Source organism: Methyloceanibacter sp., from assembly GCF_050728395.1.
Taxonomy (GTDB): Bacteria; Pseudomonadota; Alphaproteobacteria; order Rhizobiales; family Methyloligellaceae; genus Methyloceanibacter.
In genome coordinates this window covers 1-18,182 of record NZ_JBOHJB010000037.1, presented here as the reverse complement: position 1 = coordinate 18,182, position 18,182 = coordinate 1, and the positions used below count along the sequence as shown (strand labels likewise).

20 protein-coding genes and 1 pseudogene are annotated in these 18,182 nt (G+C 62.3%); 11 read left to right on the top strand and 10 right to left on the bottom strand.

The window, feature by feature from the left end:
- Window positions 1-48 precede the first annotated feature (48 nt).
- The 3 genes from ACREC7_RS08600 to ACREC7_RS08590 form a co-directional block, all read right to left on the bottom strand.
- Window positions 49-1,371, bottom strand: coding sequence for a homoserine dehydrogenase (locus ACREC7_RS08600; protein WP_431555269.1), 1,323 nt, complete (start codon window positions 1,369-1,371; stop codon window positions 49-51).
- A 7-nt stretch (window positions 1,372-1,378) separates the two neighbouring features.
- The gene (locus ACREC7_RS08595) at window positions 1,379-2,638 is read right to left on the bottom strand and encodes an LL-diaminopimelate aminotransferase (RefSeq protein WP_431555285.1); all 1,260 of its coding nucleotides are present in this window, start codon (window positions 2,636-2,638) and stop codon (window positions 1,379-1,381) included.
- Window positions 2,639-2,719: 81 nt separating this feature from the next.
- A complete protein-coding gene (locus tag ACREC7_RS08590) occupies window positions 2,720-2,953 on the bottom strand; it encodes a hypothetical protein (protein ID WP_431555268.1) in 234 nt (77 codons plus the stop codon).
- A 202-nt stretch (window positions 2,954-3,155) separates the two neighbouring features.
- Here ACREC7_RS08590 and ACREC7_RS08585 point away from each other — a divergent pair, with 202 nt between their 5' ends.
- Window positions 3,156-4,970 (top strand): PHA/PHB synthase family protein, encoded by a 1,815-nt coding sequence (locus ACREC7_RS08585; protein ID WP_431555267.1) that lies wholly within the window; start codon window positions 3,156-3,158, stop codon window positions 4,968-4,970.
- 3 nt (window positions 4,971-4,973) lie between these two features.
- On the opposite strand, the gene argC is transcribed toward ACREC7_RS08585, so the two are convergent.
- From argC to rplM, 3 genes are all read right to left on the bottom strand, one after another.
- Window positions 4,974-6,023 carry an N-acetyl-gamma-glutamyl-phosphate reductase gene (gene argC, locus ACREC7_RS08580; protein WP_431555266.1) on the bottom strand — a complete coding sequence of 350 codons (1,050 nt, stop codon included), beginning with the start codon at window positions 6,021-6,023 and terminating at the stop codon, window positions 4,974-4,976.
- Window positions 6,024-6,221: 198 nt separating this feature from the next.
- Entirely contained in the window at window positions 6,222-6,695 is a 474-nt protein-coding gene (gene rpsI / locus ACREC7_RS08575) for a 30S ribosomal protein S9 (protein ID WP_431555284.1), read from the bottom strand.
- A 22-nt stretch (window positions 6,696-6,717) separates the two neighbouring features.
- The gene (gene rplM, locus ACREC7_RS08570; RefSeq protein WP_431555265.1) at window positions 6,718-7,182 is read right to left on the bottom strand and encodes a 50S ribosomal protein L13; all 465 of its coding nucleotides are present in this window, start codon (window positions 7,180-7,182) and stop codon (window positions 6,718-6,720) included.
- A gap of 220 nt (window positions 7,183-7,402) precedes the next feature.
- Between rplM and ACREC7_RS08565 the strand changes: the two genes are divergently transcribed.
- From ACREC7_RS08565 to ACREC7_RS08545, 5 genes are all read left to right on the top strand, one after another.
- A complete protein-coding gene (locus ACREC7_RS08565) occupies window positions 7,403-8,239 on the top strand; it encodes an enoyl-CoA hydratase (protein ID WP_431555264.1) in 837 nt (278 codons plus the stop codon).
- 118 nt (window positions 8,240-8,357) lie between these two features.
- Window positions 8,358-8,801, top strand: a complete 444-nt coding sequence (locus tag ACREC7_RS08560; RefSeq protein WP_431555263.1) for a hypothetical protein — start codon at window positions 8,358-8,360, stop codon at window positions 8,799-8,801.
- Between the two features lie 85 nt (window positions 8,802-8,886).
- On the top strand, window positions 8,887-9,399 hold the full coding sequence (locus ACREC7_RS08555; RefSeq protein WP_431555283.1) for a CoA-binding protein: 513 nt from the start codon (window positions 8,887-8,889) through the stop codon (window positions 9,397-9,399).
- A 3-nt stretch (window positions 9,400-9,402) separates the two neighbouring features.
- Window positions 9,403-9,810 (top strand): hypothetical protein, encoded by a 408-nt coding sequence (locus ACREC7_RS08550; protein ID WP_431555262.1) that lies wholly within the window; start codon window positions 9,403-9,405, stop codon window positions 9,808-9,810.
- 17 nt (window positions 9,811-9,827) lie between these two features.
- On the top strand, window positions 9,828-11,114 hold the full coding sequence (locus tag ACREC7_RS08545; protein ID WP_431555261.1) for an O-acetylhomoserine aminocarboxypropyltransferase: 1,287 nt from the start codon (window positions 9,828-9,830) through the stop codon (window positions 11,112-11,114).
- Here ACREC7_RS08545 and ACREC7_RS08540 read toward each other — a convergent pair.
- Complete coding sequence (locus ACREC7_RS08540) at window positions 11,093-12,202, bottom strand: COX15/CtaA family protein (RefSeq protein WP_431555260.1); 1,110 nt, start codon at window positions 12,200-12,202, stop codon at window positions 11,093-11,095. The two genes, ACREC7_RS08545 and ACREC7_RS08540, sit on opposite strands and share 22 nt — an antisense overlap.
- Window positions 12,203-12,351: 149 nt before the next feature.
- On the opposite strand from ACREC7_RS08540, the gene ACREC7_RS08535 reads away from it, so the two are divergent.
- Window positions 12,352-13,725: a caspase family protein gene (locus ACREC7_RS08535; protein ID WP_431555259.1), complete on the top strand. Its 1,374-nt coding sequence runs from the start codon at window positions 12,352-12,354 to the stop codon at window positions 13,723-13,725.
- A gap of 339 nt (window positions 13,726-14,064) precedes the next feature.
- Window positions 14,065-14,322, top strand: coding sequence for a hypothetical protein (locus tag ACREC7_RS08530; protein ID WP_431555258.1), 258 nt, complete (start codon window positions 14,065-14,067; stop codon window positions 14,320-14,322).
- Window positions 14,323-14,367: 45 nt separating this feature from the next.
- Here ACREC7_RS08530 and ACREC7_RS08525 read toward each other — a convergent pair whose 3' ends face one another.
- Both ACREC7_RS08525 and ACREC7_RS08520 read right to left on the bottom strand, forming a co-directional pair.
- Window positions 14,368-14,886 carry a L,D-transpeptidase gene (locus ACREC7_RS08525; RefSeq protein ID WP_431555257.1) on the bottom strand — a complete coding sequence of 173 codons (519 nt, stop codon included), beginning with the start codon at window positions 14,884-14,886 and terminating at the stop codon, window positions 14,368-14,370.
- Between the two features lie 182 nt (window positions 14,887-15,068).
- A complete protein-coding gene (locus ACREC7_RS08520) occupies window positions 15,069-15,272 on the bottom strand; it encodes a hypothetical protein (protein WP_431555256.1) in 204 nt (67 codons plus the stop codon).
- 240 nt (window positions 15,273-15,512) lie between these two features.
- Here ACREC7_RS08520 and ACREC7_RS08515 point away from each other — a divergent pair, with 240 nt between their 5' ends.
- Window positions 15,513-15,881, top strand: a complete 369-nt coding sequence (locus ACREC7_RS08515; RefSeq protein ID WP_431555255.1) for a universal stress protein — start codon at window positions 15,513-15,515, stop codon at window positions 15,879-15,881.
- Between the two features lie 33 nt (window positions 15,882-15,914).
- On the opposite strand, the gene ACREC7_RS08510 is transcribed toward ACREC7_RS08515, so the two are convergent.
- Entirely contained in the window at window positions 15,915-16,697 is a 783-nt protein-coding gene (locus tag ACREC7_RS08510) for a DUF4239 domain-containing protein (protein ID WP_431555254.1), read from the bottom strand.
- Between the two features lie 338 nt (window positions 16,698-17,035).
- Here ACREC7_RS08510 and ACREC7_RS08505 point away from each other — a divergent pair, with 338 nt between their 5' ends.
- Both ACREC7_RS08505 and ACREC7_RS08500 read left to right on the top strand, forming a co-directional pair.
- Window positions 17,036-17,920, top strand: coding sequence for a polyphosphate kinase 2 family protein (locus ACREC7_RS08505; RefSeq protein WP_431555253.1), 885 nt, complete (start codon window positions 17,036-17,038; stop codon window positions 17,918-17,920).
- Window positions 17,921-17,945: 25 nt separating this feature from the next.
- Window positions 17,946-18,182 (top strand): annotated as a pseudogene (locus ACREC7_RS08500) (Na+/H+ antiporter); the annotation flags it as partial.

Here is an 18,182-nt window from a genome sequence, read left to right as displayed (position 1 = left end):
TCCCTGGCACGTGTGCGGTCGAACCGACTTTTTGTGCCCCAATGGGTATCACAACTTCTCTATGCGGATCATCTGCGGCTTGGCGTCGACATGGCCATCACGCTCGATGGCCGCAAGCGCCTTGCGGATTGCCGCCTCGGTGGTCTGATGGGTGATCATGACCACGGCGGCCGGCGAGCCGGCCTCCTGCCGCCGGAAGCCCGGCAATGCGGCGCGGGGGCGGCGCTGCACGATGCTTTCCAGCGAGATGCCCTGCTCGGCCATGCGGCTTGCGATTGCCGCAAACGCGCCGGTGCGGTCGTACACCGAGAGCCTGATATAGTAGCCGCCTTCGTGGCCGCGCATCTCGGCCTTCTTGTAGGGCTTCAGATCTTTTGCCTTGGTGCCGAACGGCGGCAGGATGTGACCTCTCGCAATGTCGATCAGGTCGCTCGCGACGGACGAGGCCGTGGGGCCCGCGCCGGCGCCAGGCCCGATCAACATGATATCGCCGACGAAGTCCCCATCGATGGCGACACAGTTGGAGACCCCGTCCACCGAAGCGATCGCGGTGTGCTTCGGCACCATGGTCGGGTGCACGCGCTGCTCGATGCCGCTCTCGGTGCGCGAGGCGACGCCGAGAAGCTTGATGCGGTAGCCGAGATCGTCGGCGGCCTCGATGTCGGCGGGCGTGATGTTTTCAATGCCCTCGACATAGACCGACTCGAATGAAGTGCGCGTTCCGAAGGCAAGCGAGGTCAGCAGCGCAAGCTTGTGCGCCGTGTCGAAGCCGCCGATGTCGAAGGTCGGGTCTGCTTCGGCATAGCCTTGCGCTTGCGCCTCTTTCAGCACATCGGCGAAGCTCCGGCCCTCGGTCAGCATCAAAGTGAGGATGTAGTTGCAGGTGCCGTTGAGGATGCCGTAGACGCGGGCGATGGTGTTGCCTTGCAGGCTCTCGCGGATCGCCTTGACCACGGGAATGCCGCCAGCCACGGCGCCTTCGAAATTGAGCGCCACGCCATGTTTCTCGGCAAGGGCCGCAAGCGCAGGCCCGTGCCGTGCGAGCAGCGCCTTGTTGGCGGTGACCACATGCTTGCCGGCGCGCAGCGCAGCCTCGACCGACTCCTTGGCGACGCCCTCCTCCCCGCCGATCAACTCGACGAAGGCGTCGATCTCCGGATCGCGGGCGAGCTCGACCGGATCGGCGACGAAGCGAAAGCCGGAAATGTCGACGTCGCGGTTCTTGTGCCGGTTGAGCGCGGAGACGGCCACGATCTCGATCGGCCGCCCGATGCGCTTGGCAAGGTCGGGGCTGCGCTTGGCAAGGAGCCGCAGCACCCCGCCTCCGACCGTGCCGAGCCCGGCGAGCCCGAGTTTCAGAGGCTCAGTCATTGAAGGATCAGAGCGTCCTCGTCGCCTTCGAGGCAAGTGGAATGACGTTGTGCAGGCTTTTCGCCGATTCGGCGAGGAATTTCCGGATATTGCGCGCGGCCTGGCGGATGCGCTGCTCGTTCTCGACAAGCGCGATGCGCACATAGCCCTCGCCATATTCGCCGAAGCCGACACCGGGCGACACGGCGACCGAGGCCTGCTCCAGCAGCAATTTGGAAAACTCGAGCGAGCCCAGATGGGCGAACATGTCGGGGATCGGCGCCCAGGCGAACATGGTCGCTTCCGGCGCCGGGATCGGCCAGCCGGAGCGCGTGAGAGAATCGACGAGGCAATCGCGGCGGCGCCGATAGATGCCGCGGATCTCGTCGATGCAGTCCTGCGGTCCGTTCAAGGCGGCCGCCGCTGCGACCTGAATGGGCGTGAAGGCGCCGTAGTCGAGATAGGATTTCACCCGTGACAGCGCGCCGATCAGCCGCTCATTGCCGACGGCAAAGCCCATGCGCCAGCCAGGCATGGCGTAAGTCTTGGACAGCGTGGTGAACTCCACCGCGATATCCATGGCGCCAGGCACCTCAAGGATCGAGGGCGGCGGCTCTTCACCGAAATAGATTTCGGCATAAGCGAGATCGGAGAGCACGATCAGATCGTGCTTTTTGGCGAAGCCAACCACCTCACGATAAAAATCGAGACCGGCGACGAGCGCGGTCGGGTTGGCGGGATAATTCAGCACGAGCGCCGAGGGCTTCGGCACCGAATGCTTCACCGCCCGGCTCAACGAACTCATAAAGGCCGAATCGGTCGAAGCCGGCAGATGGCGGATCACGCCACCAGACATGATGAAGCCGAACTCGTGGATGGGATAGGTCGGGTTCGGCACAAGAATGACATCGCCGGGCCCGGTGATGGCCTGCGCCATATTGGCGAAGCCTTCCTTGGAGCCGAGCGTGGCGACGATCTCGGTCTCGGGGTTGAGCTTCACGCCAAAGCGGCGCGCGTAATAGGCGCCTTGCGCCCGCCTCAACCCCTGGATGCCGCGCGACGCCGAATAGCGGCTAGTGCGGGTGTCGCGCACCGTCTCGATCAACTTCTGCACGATATGGGGCGGGGTCGGCATGTCGGGGTTACCCATGCCAAAATCGATGATGTCGTCGCCGCGCGCGCGCGCCTGCGCCTTGAGCTTGTTGACTTGCTCAAAAACGTAGGGCGGTAGCCGCCTGATTCTGTGGAAATCGCTGTTCACGCGCTTGTCCCGCCGACCCCCAACCAGGACCCTATGCCTAACGGGTGGGCATTTGAACCACAGAAGCGGCCTTGGGGGCAAGAAGCGCCAAGCCGCAGTTTTGGGCTCCTAATTGCCGGCTTCAGCCGGCTTGACCGACGCTGTGGTCGTGTCGTCGGCCGATCCCTGACGCCTCGCCTGCTCGCTGCGCAGATCTGCGATCGCTGCCTTCTGCTCGGCCGGGCTCAGGGTCTTCCCAAGTTGTCTGCTCGAGGCGGAAAAGGTCGATGGCGACCGCTCGGCGGAGGTCAGGGAGTCGGAACACCCGGCCAAAATGAGGACAGGAAAGGCAAGAAGCACCAAGGCTGCCCGTTTTGACGGCAGCCCCGGTGCCGGTCGAACCAATCTTTTGGGTTCCTGATGCACGGTGATTGGAATTGCACGTCCCTTACTATATTGCATAGCACAATGAGCCTAACAAAGAGAGTCGTCAGAGATCGCTGAGATGCTCCGCTACCTTGGCATCATTGCGATTAACCGGGGGTAAAACAAGGGCGCGACCTTCATGCAGGAAAAGAACAAGACGGTGGCAGAAGCGAAGCCGGAGGGGTCTCACGTCGGCCAATGGGACATCCTGGCGCGCAACATGGTGCGTCTCTTCGATCAAGGCACCAAGGTGCTCGGCACTCTGGTCGAGCGCCGCAACGGCTCTGGGCCGTACAGCATGGCGGCGGAGGCCGGCGAAGCGACAAAGGTTCTGGGTGAGGTTGCCAGGCAATGGGTGAGCGAGCCAGGCAAGCTCGCCGCTGCGCAGAATGAGCTGTTCAAGGACTATGCCGAGCTGTGGGGCCGCTCGGTGCGCCGCTACCTCGGCGAGGAGGACGTGAAGCCGGTGATCGAGCCCGAGCCCGGCGACAATCGATTCAAGGACCCGGACTGGTCGAATACCCAGTTCTTCGATTTTTGGAAGCAGGCTTATCTATTGACGGCGCGCTGGGCGGAGGACCTTACCCGCAAGACCGAAGGCGTCGACGACAAGACCAAGAAGCGTGCCCTGTTCTATCTCGAGCAGATGCTCGCGGCCTTCTCACCCTCGAACTTCGCCTTCACCAACCCGGAAGTGGTGCGCGCCACGCTCGCCACCAATGCGGAAAATTTGGTGCAAGGCATGGCGCATCTTGCGCACGACCTCGAGCAATCGAAGGATCTGCTGCGCATCAGCCAGACCGACTTGTCGGCGTTTGAGGTTGGCAAGAATCTCGCGGTCACGCCCGGCAAAGTCGTGTTCCAGAACGAGCTGATACAGCTCATCCAATACAGCCCGAGCACGGAAGAAGTGTACGAGCGGCCTCTGCTCATCGTGCCGCCCTGGATCAACAAGTTCTACATCCTCGACCTCGTCCCGGAGAAAAGCTTCATCAAATGGGCGGTGGCTCAAGGGTTCACCGTGTTCACCGTTTCCTGGGTAAATCCGGACGCGAAGCTCTCGCAGAAGACCTTCGAAGACTATATGCGCGAGGGCATCCTCGCCGCGGTCGACGCCGTCACCGAGCAGACCGGGCAAAAGCAGATCAACGCGCTCGGCTATTGCGTGGGCGGAACGCTGCTCGCCTCGACGCTTGCCTATATGGCCGCCAAGAAAGACCACCGGATTGCCTCGGCTGCGTTCCTTGCTGCGCAGGTCGACTTCAGCGAGGCGGGCGACCTCCTCGTCTTCATCGACGATGCGCAATTGAATTCGCTCGAGGAGATGATGGCCGAGCGCGGCTATCTCGACGGCGCGCGCATGGCGGCGGTGTTCAACATGCTCAGGCCGCGAGACCTGATCTGGCCTTACATCGTGAACAACTATCTCCTCGGCAAGAAGCCCTTCCCGTTCGATCTCCTCTATTGGAACGCGGATTCGACCAGGCTGCCCGCCGCCAACCACGCCTTCTACCTGCGCGAGTTCTATCATCTGAACCGGCTGAGCAAGGGCGAGCTGCGGCTTGGCGGCGTAAAGCTCGATCTCAGCCGCGTGAAAATCCCGATCTTTGAGCTTTTCACCAAGGAAGACCATATCTCGCCGGCAAACTCGGTATTCATCGGCTCGAAGCTGTTCGGCGGCCCGGTGCGCTTGGTCATGACAGGCTCCGGGCATATCGCCGGGGTGGTCAATCCGCCGGCCAGGAAGAAATATCAGTTCTGGGCTGGGACCCCGGCCGACTCGCTCGCCGAATGGATGAAGAAGGCGACGGAGACGCAGGGCTCGTGGTGGCCCGACTGGGCCTCATGGCTCGCCGAGTTATCCGGTCCCAAGATCCCGGCGCGCGATGCCGCGGCCGGACCACTCAAGTCCATCGAGGATGCCCCAGGCTCCTATGTGCGGGAGCGGCTCTAAGGGTCACGGAAATAGCGGGAGCTGCTCGAGCCCGAGCGTCTCGTCGAAGCCGTACATCAGGTTGAAGTTCTGCAGCGCCTGGCCGGCTGAGCCCTTCACCAGATTGTCGATGGCCGAGATGACGATGGCGCGGCCGCTCAGGCGGTCGGCGAACACGCCGATATGGCAGAGATTCGAGCCGCGCACATGCTGGGTCGCCGGGATCACGCCCTCCTCCACCACATGCACGAAGGGGCTCGCTGCATAGGCCTTGGCGAGAGTGGAGCGGAGATCGCCGGCGGTGGCCTTGCCGGCAAGCGCGACATAGCAGGTGCAAAGCTCGCCCCGGCTCATCGGCACGAGATGCGGCGTGAAGTTGATTGTGACGCGAGTACCTGACGCAGCACTCAGCTCCTGCTCGATCTCGGGCACATGGCGGTGATTGCCGATGCCATAGGGCGAAAGCCCCTCGCCGGCTTCCGCGAACAGGATGTTCTGCTTGAGCGTGCGGCCGGCGCCGGACACGCCGGACTTCGCATCGATGATGACGCCGTCGGCCTCGATCAGCTTCCCCTTGGCCAGAGGCAGAAGTGCGAGCAGCACGGCCGTCGGGTAGCACCCCGGACAGGCAACGAGGCGTGCGGTCTTGATCTCCTCCGCATAGTGCTCGGTCAATCCGTAGACGGCCTCTTTCAAAAGCTGCGGCGCGCCATGCTTGCCGCCATACCATTCGGCATAGACGGCGGGGTCGCGCAGGCGAAAGTCGGCCGACATGTCGATCACCTTCAACCGCGGGGGAAGCTTGGCGATCTCGCCATGGGCGGTGGCGTGCGGCAACCCGCAAAAGGCCACGTCAATTTTGCTCCAATCGACCTGATCGGAGGTGACGAGCGCGGGCAGGCCGAGGGTGGCAAGATGCGGGAAGACTTGCGCGAGCGGTTGCCCGGCGTGGCCTTTGGCGATCAGCGCGGTGAGGGCGATGTTGGGGTGGCGGGCTGTGAGCCTGATCAGATCGGCGCCGGTGTAACCGCTGGCGCCGAGCACTGCGGCCCGGATCTTGGTCTTTGCAGCCATTTCGAAGCTTTCGGGACGTGCGCGAGTATCAAACCTCGCGCGGGCTTAGCGGAATTCGGAGCGTTGTGAAACACGCGTCATCGCCCGGCTTGACCGGGCGATCCAGTAATCAGCGCCTTTAGCGAACTTGCCACACCAATGGTTACTGGATGCCCGCCTACGCGGGCATGACCATTCACTCCGGATGGACAGCGTCGGCTAGCGCTTGGAGAACTGGAAGCTCTTGCGGGCCTTGGCCTTGCCGTACTTCTTGCGCTCGACCGTGCGGGCGTCGCGGGTCAGGAACCCGCCCTTCTTCAGCACGCCGCGGAGCTCCGGCTCGTAGCGGGTGAGCGCCTTGGAGATGCCGTGCCTGACCGCACCGGCCTGCCCTGAGAGCCCGCCGCCGCTCACCGTGCAGACGATGTCGTACTGGCCCTCGCGCTTGGCAGTGACCAGCGGCTGCTTCAGGATCATTTGCAGCACGGGCCGCGCGAAATAGGCGACGTGATCCTTGCCATTCACCGTGATCTTGCCAGGCCCCTGCTTCACCCAGACGCGGGCGACGGCGTCCTTGCGCTTGCCGGTGGCATAGGCGCGGCCCTTGGCGTCGAGCTTCTGCTCGTAGACGCGCGCCTGGGGTGCCGCCGCAGTGGCGTCGCCCTTGAGCGGGCCCAGATCCTCGAGCGTCATCACCTCGGTATTGGGCATGGCGTCAAGCGCTCCTTGCATTCTTGGTGTTGAGGGCGGCGACATCGACCTTCGTCGGGCTTTGCGCCTCGTGTGGATGGTCGGCGCCGCTATAGATGCGGAGGTTCTTCATTTGTTGGCGGCCGAGAGGCCCGCGCGACAGCATCCGCTCCACGGCCTTGTGCAGCACCCGCTCGGGGTGCTTGCCTTCGAGAATCTTCGCGGCCGTCCGCTCCTTGATGCCGCCGGGATAACCGGTATGCCAATGATAGACCTTCTCGGCGCGCTTATTGCCGGTGAGTACGACCTTGTCGGCATTGATGACGATGATATTGTCTCCGCAATCCATATGGGGGGTGAAGCTCGGCTTGTGTTTGCCTCTCAGCCGCGTCGCAATGAGCGCCGCAAGCCGGCCCACGACGAGGCCGTCGGCATCGATAAGGATCCAGGACTTCTCGATGTCCTTGGGTGTCGCTGAAAACGTCTTCATGGTGTGGCACTCTTCCGACCGGGTTGGCGGCTTCTAACGGCTCTGCTTTTCCGGGTCAAGTCGGAAGGCGGAATATCGAGCAAGTTCCAACGATTATGTATGTGGTATCATTATACCATAATGAGGGCGTCCGGGGCCCCGCCGGAAGCACAGATTGCACAGTGACGGGATTTTGGGCAGAAACTTGAATCTCGAATGATCGGTCGAGCATGAGAGACACATGAAGCAGGTTCGCACCGCAGACCTTGAGCCGCAGCAGGACCTTGGCGCTTCCACCACGCTGCTGCGCGAGGATCGCGGTCAGGTCGCGGTGCTCACGCTCAACCGGCCCGAGACGCGCAATTGTCTCTCCGAGGAGATGATCGCCTCCCTTCACGCCGCAATCGCCGAGATCGGCGGCTCAGATGCCGTGCGGGCGATCGTCATCACCGGCGCGGGCTCCGCCTTCTCATCTGGCCACGACCTCAAGGAACTCTCCGCGCATCGCAACGACCGCGATCGGGGCAAGGCCTATTTCGCCAAGATCATGAGTGCCTGCTCGAAGATGATGCTCTCCATCGTCCGCTCGCCAAAACCGGTGATCGCGGCGGTGAACGGAATCGCCACGGCGGCTGGTTGCCAGCTTGCGGCGAGTTGCGATCTCGCCGTGGCAAGCGAGGATGCGCGCTTCGCCACGCCAGGGGTGAATATCGGGCTGTTCTGCTCCACGCCCATGGTCGCGCTCAGCCGCAACGTGTCGCGCAAGGCCGCCATGGAGATGTTGCTGCTTGGCGACATGATCGGCGCCAACGAGGCGAAGGAACTCGGCCTCATCAATCGCGTGGTCCCGCCTGAGGAGACGGTGAATGCGGCGGTCGAGCTTGGCCGCAGAATCGCGGAGAAGCCGAAGGCGACGCTGAAGATCGGCAAGGAGGCCTTCTACCGCCAGCTCGACATGCCGCTCGACGAGGCTTACGCCTACGCGTCCACCGTCATGGTGGAGAACATGCTGCACGCCGAGGCTGAGGAAGGCATCGGGGCTTTTCTCGCGAAGCGGCAACCGAGCTGGCCGCGGTAAATTCTGGCCCTGTTTTGCCCCGATTTCGGCACCTTATTGGGCTAGTGTCGCCGTTCTACATCACCTATATTCCGCGCACCTGACAGCCCTGCCCTCTCTCTTGCGATGCGCTGTACCGTTGAATCGCCGGTTCGGGTATGGACCCCGTCATCCTTCTGAAGAACTGGAGTCGATAGGCATGAAGCAGCTCATCGCATTAGTCATGATCGCTTTCTTGGTCCCGGCCACCGCTACCATGGCTTTCGCCAAGAATGCCTGCAAGGACGACAAGACCAAGTTTTGCAAGGACGCGAAAACGGCCGGCAAGAAGGTCAACGATTGCCTGAAAGAGCACATCGCAGAGGTCAGTGCGGCCTGCAAGGAACAGCTCGATAAGCCGAAGGCGCCCAAGACTGACAAGGAAAAGGCGGATAAAAAGATAAAGAATAAGGACGCCGACAGGAATAAGGGCGAGAAGCCGGCCGAGTCGAAGCCCGCAGAGACGAAGCCCGCGGAGCCGGCTCCTTCCGAGAGCCCGCCCTCGCCGCCGGCATCGCCTGGTGGTGCAGAGGACAAGAAGTAACGATCATTGGCGCCGTGCCGTCGCTTGGGCGGCACGGCAAATCTCTCGCTTTCGTTTTGCGAGCATGACCGGCTCGCCGGCTCGCGTGAACCACGACAGCTATAGCGACGTCTATATCGGAGGCATTCTTACGAGCTGCCGCACCTTTGCCTTCGTAGGGGCGAGCCCGACGCAGTCGCGGCCAAGCTATTTCGCCATGAAATATCTCATGGCCAAAGGCTACCGGGTCATTCCGGTCAATCCCGGACACGCCGGCAAAGAGCTTCTCGGACAGAAGATCCGGGCCTCGCTTGCCGACATCGAGGAGCCGGTCGATGTGGTCGACATGTTCCGCACCCCCGATGCCGCACCGGAGATCGTGCGCGAGGCCATTGCCATCGGCGCCAAGGTGATGTGGATGCAGCTTGGGATACGCAACGACGAGGCGGCGAAGATGGCCGAAGACGCCGGGCTGAAGGTGGTCATGAACCGCTGCCCCAAAATCGAGTATGGACGGCTCTCGGGCGAGATCGGTTGGGTCGGCGTCAACCGGCGCGTCATCGACAACCGCAAGCCGTTCCTGTTCGGCAAGGGCGGCACCATGAAGCACCGCGTGTGAATCATGCTTCGCGCAGCGCTTGTCCTTGCCTTGGCCCTGGCCTCGCCGCTTCGACCAGCGCTGGCAGAACCGCTCGACCCGACGCCAGCCTTCATCGCCGAGCTGCAGACCGCGATCCGCGATAACGACAAGGACTGGCTGGCCGATCACCTTCATCTTCCCGTCAGCTATTTTGGCAAGAGGAAGCAGGTCATCGGCAGCAAGGACTGGTTCGTCAAACACTATGCGACCGTCATCGGTCCGGAGCTAAGGGCGAATATCCTGAAGCAGGAACCCGACAAATATTTCAAGAACTATCAGGGCGTGATGGTCGGCGACGGCGGGCGCAACATCTGGATCGACGATTTCGGCGATGAAGGCGCCGGAGTCCCCACCCGCTTCGAGATCATCACCATCAACAACAGCGAATGAGCACGGAGAAGAGCACCATGTCAGCCGACCGCAAGCCTGGTTTCAACACGCTCGCCATTCATGCGGGCGCCCACCCGGACCCGGCCACCGGCGCGCGGGCGACGCCCATCTACCAGACGACGTCCTATGTCTTCGAGAATGTCGATCACGCCGCGGCGCTGTTCAATCTCGAGACGTTCGGCAACATCTATACGCGCATCATGAACCCGACCCAAGCCGTACTCGAGGAGCGCATCGCGGCCTTGGAGGGCGGCACCGCGGCACTTGCCGTGGCTTCAGGCCATGCGGCGCAGGCGATCGTGTTCCACGCGCTGATGGAGCCCGGCGCTGAGTTCGTCGCCGCGCGCCAGCTCTATGGCGGTTCGGTCAACCAGTTTACCCAGTCCTTCAAGAAATTCGATTGGAACGTGCGCTTTGCCGACACAGACAATGCCGAGAGCTTCCGCGCCGCGCTCTCGCCGAAGACCAAGGCGATCTTCGTCGAGTCGATCGCCAATCCCGGCGGCATCATCACCGACATCGCCGCCGTCTCTGCCGTGGCCAAGGAGGCCGGCGTTCCGCTCATCGTCGACAATACGCTCGCCACGCCCTATCTGATGCGGCCGATCGAGCACGGCGCCGACATCATCGTGCTTTCGCTGACCAAATTTCTCGGCGGCCACGGCAATTCGATCGGCGGCGCCATCGTCGATTGCGGGACGTTCGACTGGTTCAAGAGCGGGCGCTATCCGACCCTGACGGAGCCGTCGCCCTCTTATCACGGCGTGACCTTCGCCGAGACCTTCGGCAATTTCGCTTTCGCCATCGCGTGCCGCGCCTTCTCGTTACGCGATCTTGGACCGGCCATCTCGCCCTTCAACGCCTTCCTCATCCTCACCGGCATCGAGACGCTGCCGTTGCGCATGCAGCGGCACTGCGACAACGCAGCCGCCGTGGCTGAGTGGCTCAGCGGTCACCCGCAGATTGACTGGGTCAATTACGCAGGCCTCCCCGGCAACAAGTTCCATGCGCTTGCCAAGCGCTATTCTCCTAAGGGCGCCGGCGCCGTGTTCACCTTCGGGCTCAAGGGCGGATATGAGGCAGGCGTCAAGCTCGTCAGCAACGTCAAGCTGTTCAGCCATCTCGCCAATATCGGCGACACGCGAAGCCTGATCATTCACCCGGCATCGACCACACACCGCCAGCTTACCGACGAAGCGCGATTGCGGGCGGGCGCCGGGCCGGACGTGGTGCGGCTGTCGATTGGGCTCGAGGACGTTGCCGACATCATCGCCGACCTCGATCAGGCGCTTAAAGCGGCTTGAGGTGCCGGGGCCGTCGCACCCAAGCTCAGCCACACATGATAGAGCGCGGCGGCGAACAGCAGGATCGCACCGGCCTGATGGGCGAGCCCTAGCCCGATCGGCACGGCGAGCAGCAGCGTCCACACGCCGAGCGTCGCCTGAAGCAGCGCGAGGCACATGAGGATGAAGGCGCTGGCGACGAGTTCCGGAGCTTCGCGGCGAAGGGCAAGCCAGCCGGCCTGGGCGATCGTGGCGAGCACCACGGTGTAGCCCAGCATGCGGTGATCGAACTGCACGGTGAGCGGGTTCTCGAACAGGTTCAGGCCCCAGGGCTCCGCCTCGCCGAGGCCGCTCGGCACAAATGCGCCGTTGATCAGCGGCCAAGTGTTGTAGCCGAACCCAGCGTCGAGACCGGCCACGAGTCCGCCGGCGAGGATCTGGAGATAGATCAGCGCGAGCACGGCGCCGGCGATCCATGCCGCCGCGCGCGAGCCTGACTGCGGGGCGCGGGACCGCTCCCGACCAAGATCGAAGACGAGCCACAGCGTGTAGCCGAGGATGGCGACGGCGAGCCCAAGATGGGCTGCGAGCCGGTACTGGCTCACATCGACGCGCGCGACGAGGCCGCTCTTCACCATGTACCAGCCCATGGCGCCCTGCAGGCCGCCGAGCACAAAGAGGCCAACAAGCCGTGGCAGCCAGCCACGAGGAATATGGCCGGCGGCCCAAAAGGCGAGAAAGGGAAGCAGGAACGCAGCGCCGATCAGCCGGCCGAGAAAGCGGTGGCCCCACTCCCACCAATAGATGGTCTTGAACTCTTCCAGGCTCATGCCCCGCTTCAGCTCGAGATATTCCGGGATCTTCCGATAGGCGTCGAAAGCCTCCTGCCAGGCGCTGTCCGACAGAGGCGGGATCACCCCGGTTACCGGCTTCCATTCGGTGATGGAGAGGCCTGAATCGGTGAGGCGCGTGGCGCCGCCAACCAGGATCATGGCCACGATGAGGAGCGCGAGACAAGCGAGCCAGACGCGCAAAGCTTTGGCGTGGTGCGCCTCCATCGACACGCCGCCGGGTCGAGAGACGGTGATGCTGTGAGCCACCGTTGACATGAGGGACTGATTAGCGGGACGTGGCGCCAAACTCAATCTCTCTCCACTGCCCCGTTGCCGCAGATGCTCCCAGGTTTGCTCGCAGTGTCGGTTCAGGTATAGTTCAAGTTGCAAGCGGTGCTATTGAAGTTGCGCGCCAAGGGGGGGTTATGCGCCGTTCGATCTTGACTCTTCCAATCTTGATCTTTGCCGTTCTGTTTTGGATGCCGCCCGCTTTCGCCGACAAGCGCGTGGCGTTGGTCGTCGGAAATTCGGCCTATCAGAGTGTCGCTCCCCTGGTCAACGCAGCCAACGACGCGACCGACATGGCTGCAGCATTGAAGTCGCTAGGCTTTGAGGTCATCGAAGGCCACGATCTAAACCAAACGGAAATGGTCGCCAGTATTCGGCGTTTCTCCGAAGCCTTGCTTGGCGCCGATACAGGTCTTTTCTTCTACGCAGGCCACGGCTTGCAGGTCGGGGGTACGAACTATCTGGTCCCGATCGACGCCAAGCTGACGCGCGAGAACGATCTCCCCTTCGAAGCGGTCACACTCGATCTCGTGCTTGCGCAGCTCGAGCGCGAGGCGCCCACCGCGATTGTGTTTCTCGATGCGTGCCGCGACAACCCGATGGCACAGACGCTTGCCCGTTCCATGGGCACACGCTCGTTGAGTATCGGCAGAGGTTTGGCTCGCATCGACTCTGGCGTGGGTACCTTCATTGCCTTCTCGACACAGCCGGGAAACGTGGCGCTTGACGGCCAAGGCCGCAATTCTCCCTTCACCTCGGCGTTGCTTAAGCATGTCGGTGAATCGGGAAAAGATCTGAGCGCGATCATGATTGCCGTGCGCAACGAAGTTTACGCTGAAACGGATGGCAAGCAGGTGCCTTGGGACAGCTCATCCTTGCGAAGCCAATTCTTTTTCTCTCCCAGCGAGGCCAACGCGACGGCGACTCAACCAAACCTAAAGACCGCACCTGTTGCCAAAATCGATCCCGCGGCAGCAGCTTGGGCCGCCGCCAAAGACACGTCCGACATCAGCGTCCTGGAGGCGTTTATCTCGAGATATGCCGATTCCTTTTATGCCGAGCTGGCGCGGGCTCGAATAGCAGATTTGAAAAAGCAGAAAGAGCAAACAAAGCTCGCAAATATCGCGCCGCGGGAACCAGCGATATTGCCACCAAACGAAAGGCTTGCGCTGGTGACGGTGTCCAACGCGCCGGGCGACGGTCAAGCCTCGCTCAGGGATGCGCTCAAGAAGCGGCTAAACGCCGTGGGAATCAAGCTTGCCAGCGCCCCAGGAAAAAACGTGTACACCATTAGAGCGAGCGCAAAGCTCAGCGAGAACGGTGGGCGCGAAACTGTCCAACTCGATTGGGAGGTGGTCGATCCGACCGGCAAGAAGCTGGGATCGATATCTCAGCAAAATAGCGTTCCCAAAGGGTCATTGGACGGTCCATGGGGAGCGATTGCCACTGCCGCTGCCGGAGCAGCGAGCGATGGCATCATTAGAATCTTTCTCGCCACTCCCTCTCAGTAGCGGCCTAGGCATGACTGCCGGTGTTTGCCGCAGGCGTGCGCCCGCGCGGGACAGACTTAAAAAGTCCTTATATTCGAATGTAATTTGACCTCGCCCTCATCGACGTGTAACTCGCCTCCATCGAGCAAAGACGGGAGGGCACAATGGATCGCAGGGCATTCCTCAGCCCACCATCCAGGTCTGCGAAGATTTCCTACCGAAGGTTTGCAAGAACGGGATCGAATTCCAGAAACTCGACATCGCCAATCCCGAACCGCTGCCCATCGGATCGACCACAGTGATCGGCGACACCCGGTCCGCTTAGGCGCAACCCCGAATCCCTCAGTCAGGAGCACGTCAATGAAGAACTATACCGCAATCCTGTTCACGCTGTTCGTCGTTGTACTGTGTTGGGCCGGCTCGGCTGAGGCAGGCAAGAGGAAGTGCGCCGAGGATTATCGCAGGTTTTGCAGTCAATGGGGCCTCGGCACGCGGGGTTTGGAGAACTGCATGCGTCGCCACGGTGACCAGCTGACGCATGCCTGCATCAGGGGCCTGATCCAGGCAGGTGCGGTGTCTCAAGCCGAGGTGGACCGGAGACGTGCGGCCGGCCGCTGATCCGCGCTGAAACCGCCCCATCGGCCGCAACCAGCAACCCCAGTGTTAGAAGCGGAAAAATTGAAATGGTTGCCAGACCCGCGCCCGCTGTCTCGGCGGCTGGCTCGGGACCGTGACGCCCGGTGGATCGGACCCGCTGACCACGACCTTGGTTTGCGCCATGCCGTTCGCCTGAACGAGCTGGTAGAGCGTGGTGGCGTTGGCCAGCGTGAGACGGACGCAACCGTGGGAGACCGGCGTGCCAAGGCCGGGATGGTCCGAGCCGTGGATGCTGTGCCCTCTCTTGGTGAAGAAAATCGCATGCGGCATGCCGGCGTTGTCCCATTCCTGGGAATAGTGCATCACCTCCATGCGAAAAGGAGTGTAGGAGCCGACCGGTGTCGAATACGCCGTGGCCCCGGTCGAAACTCGCCAGCGATAACGCACCTCGCCATCGACCGCGACCGTCATCGTCTGGGCTCGCTTGTCGATCTGGATGAGGACATTGGCAACCGCCGGCTTGCTTGTGCCGCAAGCAAGCGCTCCGGCGAGCAACAGGGCAGCGAAAAATCGGAAATGCGCCATCCCTCTTCCCCCCCGCCCCTCAGCCCGAGAATATGCCGAGTGTAGTTCCGAGTCAGGCGAACAATATGGCGAACGTCAATAGACGAGCGAGACCGGCTGAATCCGCGGGCGTGACCGGACAGCGCCCCGAGCCGGTCACAAAATGCGATGACCGCATGGGCTCGAAGACGAATGTCTACCGTTTATGAGCGATCGCGGTCGGCCGCTCTCTCTTCGGCCTCGGACGTCTCCGGCTGCTCTTCGTTGATGGCAACGCCGAGCATGGCGAGAAGAGGATCGTGAGCCTCGGCGGACCCAAATTTCCGGGCTCGGTCGCCGGCTCGTGCGGGGAGTCCGAAAGGGCTGAGAACGGTGAAGCTGCCCACTGCGGCGAATTTCAGGGACATCGAGATCTCCTTTTCGCGTTTTCTGTTCAAGACCGGATTCGCTAGAGGAGGTCATGCCCGAGTCCCGATTTTGGCGCTGTGACGTTTGCCACACCCCCGCCCGCGATCCATGCCGCCCGGCTGCGGCGATAGAGGCGACAGAATCGTTCTGTGCGAGCGAGGTGAATTTTCGATCGCGCCGTCAGAGGCCGTCGGGTAACGCTAGGCGGCGGCGGCCGATCCGTTGGCACCGATTCGGGCTTGCAAAAGCTCTCGGAGCGAAGATCACGGTTCTCAACGTCACGCCGCGCTGGTCGGCTGGCGCCGCAGGGGGGACGTCGCGGTCATGCACCCGGCCGAGGCGCACGAGGTCAATATCGCGGAAGCCGCACAACTTCTACTGAGCGAATCGGCGGCCATAGCCCAATCGGCCGGAGTTCTCTGCGACACGGCGCATGCGAGCGATGCTGTCCCTATAAGGCCATTCTCGACACGGCCTCGGCGAAGGGCTGCGATCTCATCGTCATGGGCTCGCACGGAAGGCGCGGCATGGCCGCCCTGCTGCTCGGCAGCGAGACACAGAAGACCCTGACCCATGGGAAGATTCCGGTTCTCGTTTATAGGGAATAGACTTGTGCAGGGCTTCCAGCCGAGTGAACTGGTTTACGGCTGGGTGGCTGCGGACTCGCTTGCGATAACTTGCTGAAGAAGTGCCGGTCCGACCGAATTGAACGGGCGACTATAAGCGGCGATCAGCAGTAGTGACAGCGCAATGCCCGTCGCAAAGATCGTTAAGGCGATGCCGCACGTGAGCCGGTTGTCACTGTGAACCATCGCAATGGCAATCAAGGCACAGAGCCCCTGCAGCATTAGGGCCGCCCATTTGATCGAGCTGACCGTGGATTGGCTTATGATGATGCGCTGACGGCGCGCATCCAGAGCATTCTCCAACGTCGTCACGATTTCGCGCTGGGCTATTTTCTGGCCCTCATCGACGGGCGTCAAGGCGAGGGCGCTCTTTAAAGCTTCTCGTAAACTCGAAGGCAAGCCGCTAAGCGTGGCGTGTCCGTGCGCCATCTTCGGCCATTCCTCGTTTACCGCCACCTCGATGTGCCGGTTGATGAGAGCGCGAAGGTGCGCTTCCGGCTCGCCCGGGAAGCTTTCTGCGAGTAGCACGACGCCGCGAAGTGCGGTGGCTTCGGTCGCGACGGCGACCTTTGCCCGCTCGGAGTCACCCCAAACCTGAACGGCGATGAAGCCAACCAGCAAGCCGAAGATAATACCGAGTGGCGGTAGCATCCCAGGAGAAAGCGCCTTGAAGGCACGTGCCCGATCATCCACGGCAAGCCCGGTCACAACCAAATAGATGCCGGCAGCGACGAGATAGGTGGCAGCGAAGACAACGAGAGCCATCCACGTCACAGGAAGATTGAGCAACCAGTCCATTCTCCACCCTTTCTCCAGCAAGGAGGCCCCTTCCCACCGCTTTTGCAACCGACCTGAACCTGCCCTCCAATGGAATTTGCTCGCAATGGTCTCCAGCGGCGCGCCGGGGGCACTTTAACACGCCCCTCTTAGCGAGGTCGCTAGTTCGGCGAACTGCCCCACGCTGTCTGAGCACCAAGGAGAGCGCCCCGAGTGCCCACTCCGAATGTCCGATCCTGGCACCAATTCGGCCAAGTTGCGCTCTCGGACCGAGGTCTGAAGCGAGGTGACAAGCAGACATTGGGAAAAGCGAGTTCGGGGTCGCCAGTCCCCCGCCGCGACGATAGGATGGCGGCGCCATGCTCCCAGCCGAGATCCTCAAGCTCTTCCGCATTACCGAAGGCCGAAAATTCCGCTTGGCCGGCATCGATCCGTCCGACACCTGCGGGATCGACATCGACAAGAACGAAGCCAAGGCGCTGCTCGCCAAGGGCGCCAAGCGCCTCGGCGAGCTGCAGGACCGGCTCTATGCCGAGCACCAATGGGCCATCCTCGTGGTGCTGCAGGGCCTCGACGCGGCGGGCAAGGACAGCGTGATCAAGCACGTGATGAGCGAGGTCAACCCGCAAGGCTGCGATGTGACCTCGTTCAAGGCGCCGAGCCCGCTCGAGCTCGATCACGATTTTCTGTGGCGGGCCTCGCTGGCACTGCCCGGGCGCGGGCATATCGGCATCTTCAACCGCTCCTATTACGAGGAGGTGCTGGTGGTGCGCGTGCATCCGGAGTTTCTCAATCGCCAGGGCCTGCCGCCAAAGCTCATCACCAAGACCATCTGGCAGGAGCGCTACGAGGACATCAACGCCTTCGAGCTGCATCTTGCCCGGAACGGCATCGCGCCGCTCAAATTCTTCCTCCACGTCTCGCGGGAGGCGCAGAGGAAGCGCCTGCTCGAACGCCTCGACGATCCCGCCAAGCAGTGGAAGTTCAACGCCGCAGACGTGGGCGAGAGCAAGCTATGGGATCAGTATATGGACGCTTACCAGGAGTTGGTGCGCGGCACGGCGACGGAAGCGGCTCCATGGTATGTCGTGCCGGCAGACCACAAATGGTTCAGCCGCCTCGTGGTCGCCGCCGCGATCGTCGAGCGGCTGGAAGCGATCGATCCGAAATTCCCCAAGCTCGACGAACCCGAGTTGCGCGATATCGCTGCGCTTCGCGCCGCGCTGAGCGGGGATAAAGCCTAGTGCGCCCAAGCGGCTTTTCTCGCCGATGATGAGCTCGACCATCCAGGTGCTCGTCCTGCTGCTGGCGGTGGTTGCCGCTGTCGCCGTCGTTGCCAACCGGTTCAAGATCCCTCCGTCGATTCTCCTGGTGCTCACCGGCGTGGTGATCGCGCTTATTCCTGGACTGCCGCCGGTGGAGCTTGCGCCCGAGCTCGTGCTGCTCCTGATCTTGCCCCCGGTCATCTACAACGCGGCCTTCCTGATGAGCTGGCGGGAATTCCAG

Coding starts and splice junctions, on each gene's coding strand:
- ACREC7_RS08600 (WP_431555269.1), bottom strand. CDS start 1,371: ATGACTGAGCCTCTGAAACTCGGGCTCGCCGGGCTCGGCACGGTCGGA.
- ACREC7_RS08585 (WP_431555267.1), top strand. CDS start 3,156: ATGCAGGAAAAGAACAAGACGGTGGCAGAAGCGAAGCCGGAGGGGTCT.
- argC (WP_431555266.1), bottom strand. CDS start 6,023: ATGGCTGCAAAGACCAAGATCCGGGCCGCAGTGCTCGGCGCCAGCGGT.
- rpsI (WP_431555284.1), bottom strand. CDS start 6,695: ATGACGCTCGAGGATCTGGGCCCGCTCAAGGGCGACGCCACTGCGGCG.
- rplM (WP_431555265.1), bottom strand. CDS start 7,182: ATGAAGACGTTTTCAGCGACACCCAAGGACATCGAGAAGTCCTGGATC.
- ACREC7_RS08565 (WP_431555264.1), top strand. CDS start 7,403: ATGAAGCAGGTTCGCACCGCAGACCTTGAGCCGCAGCAGGACCTTGGC.
- ACREC7_RS08550 (WP_431555262.1), top strand. CDS start 9,403: ATGCTTCGCGCAGCGCTTGTCCTTGCCTTGGCCCTGGCCTCGCCGCTT.
- ACREC7_RS08545 (WP_431555261.1), top strand. CDS start 9,828: ATGTCAGCCGACCGCAAGCCTGGTTTCAACACGCTCGCCATTCATGCG.
- ACREC7_RS08540 (WP_431555260.1), bottom strand. CDS start 12,202: ATGTCAACGGTGGCTCACAGCATCACCGTCTCTCGACCCGGCGGCGTG.
- ACREC7_RS08535 (WP_431555259.1), top strand. CDS start 12,352: ATGCGCCGTTCGATCTTGACTCTTCCAATCTTGATCTTTGCCGTTCTG.
- ACREC7_RS08530 (WP_431555258.1), top strand. CDS start 14,065: ATGAAGAACTATACCGCAATCCTGTTCACGCTGTTCGTCGTTGTACTG.
- ACREC7_RS08525 (WP_431555257.1), bottom strand. CDS start 14,886: ATGGCGCATTTCCGATTTTTCGCTGCCCTGTTGCTCGCCGGAGCGCTT.
- ACREC7_RS08520 (WP_431555256.1), bottom strand. CDS start 15,272: ATGTCCCTGAAATTCGCCGCAGTGGGCAGCTTCACCGTTCTCAGCCCT.
- ACREC7_RS08510 (WP_431555254.1), bottom strand. CDS start 16,697: ATGGACTGGTTGCTCAATCTTCCTGTGACGTGGATGGCTCTCGTTGTC.
- ACREC7_RS08505 (WP_431555253.1), top strand. CDS start 17,036: ATGCTCCCAGCCGAGATCCTCAAGCTCTTCCGCATTACCGAAGGCCGA.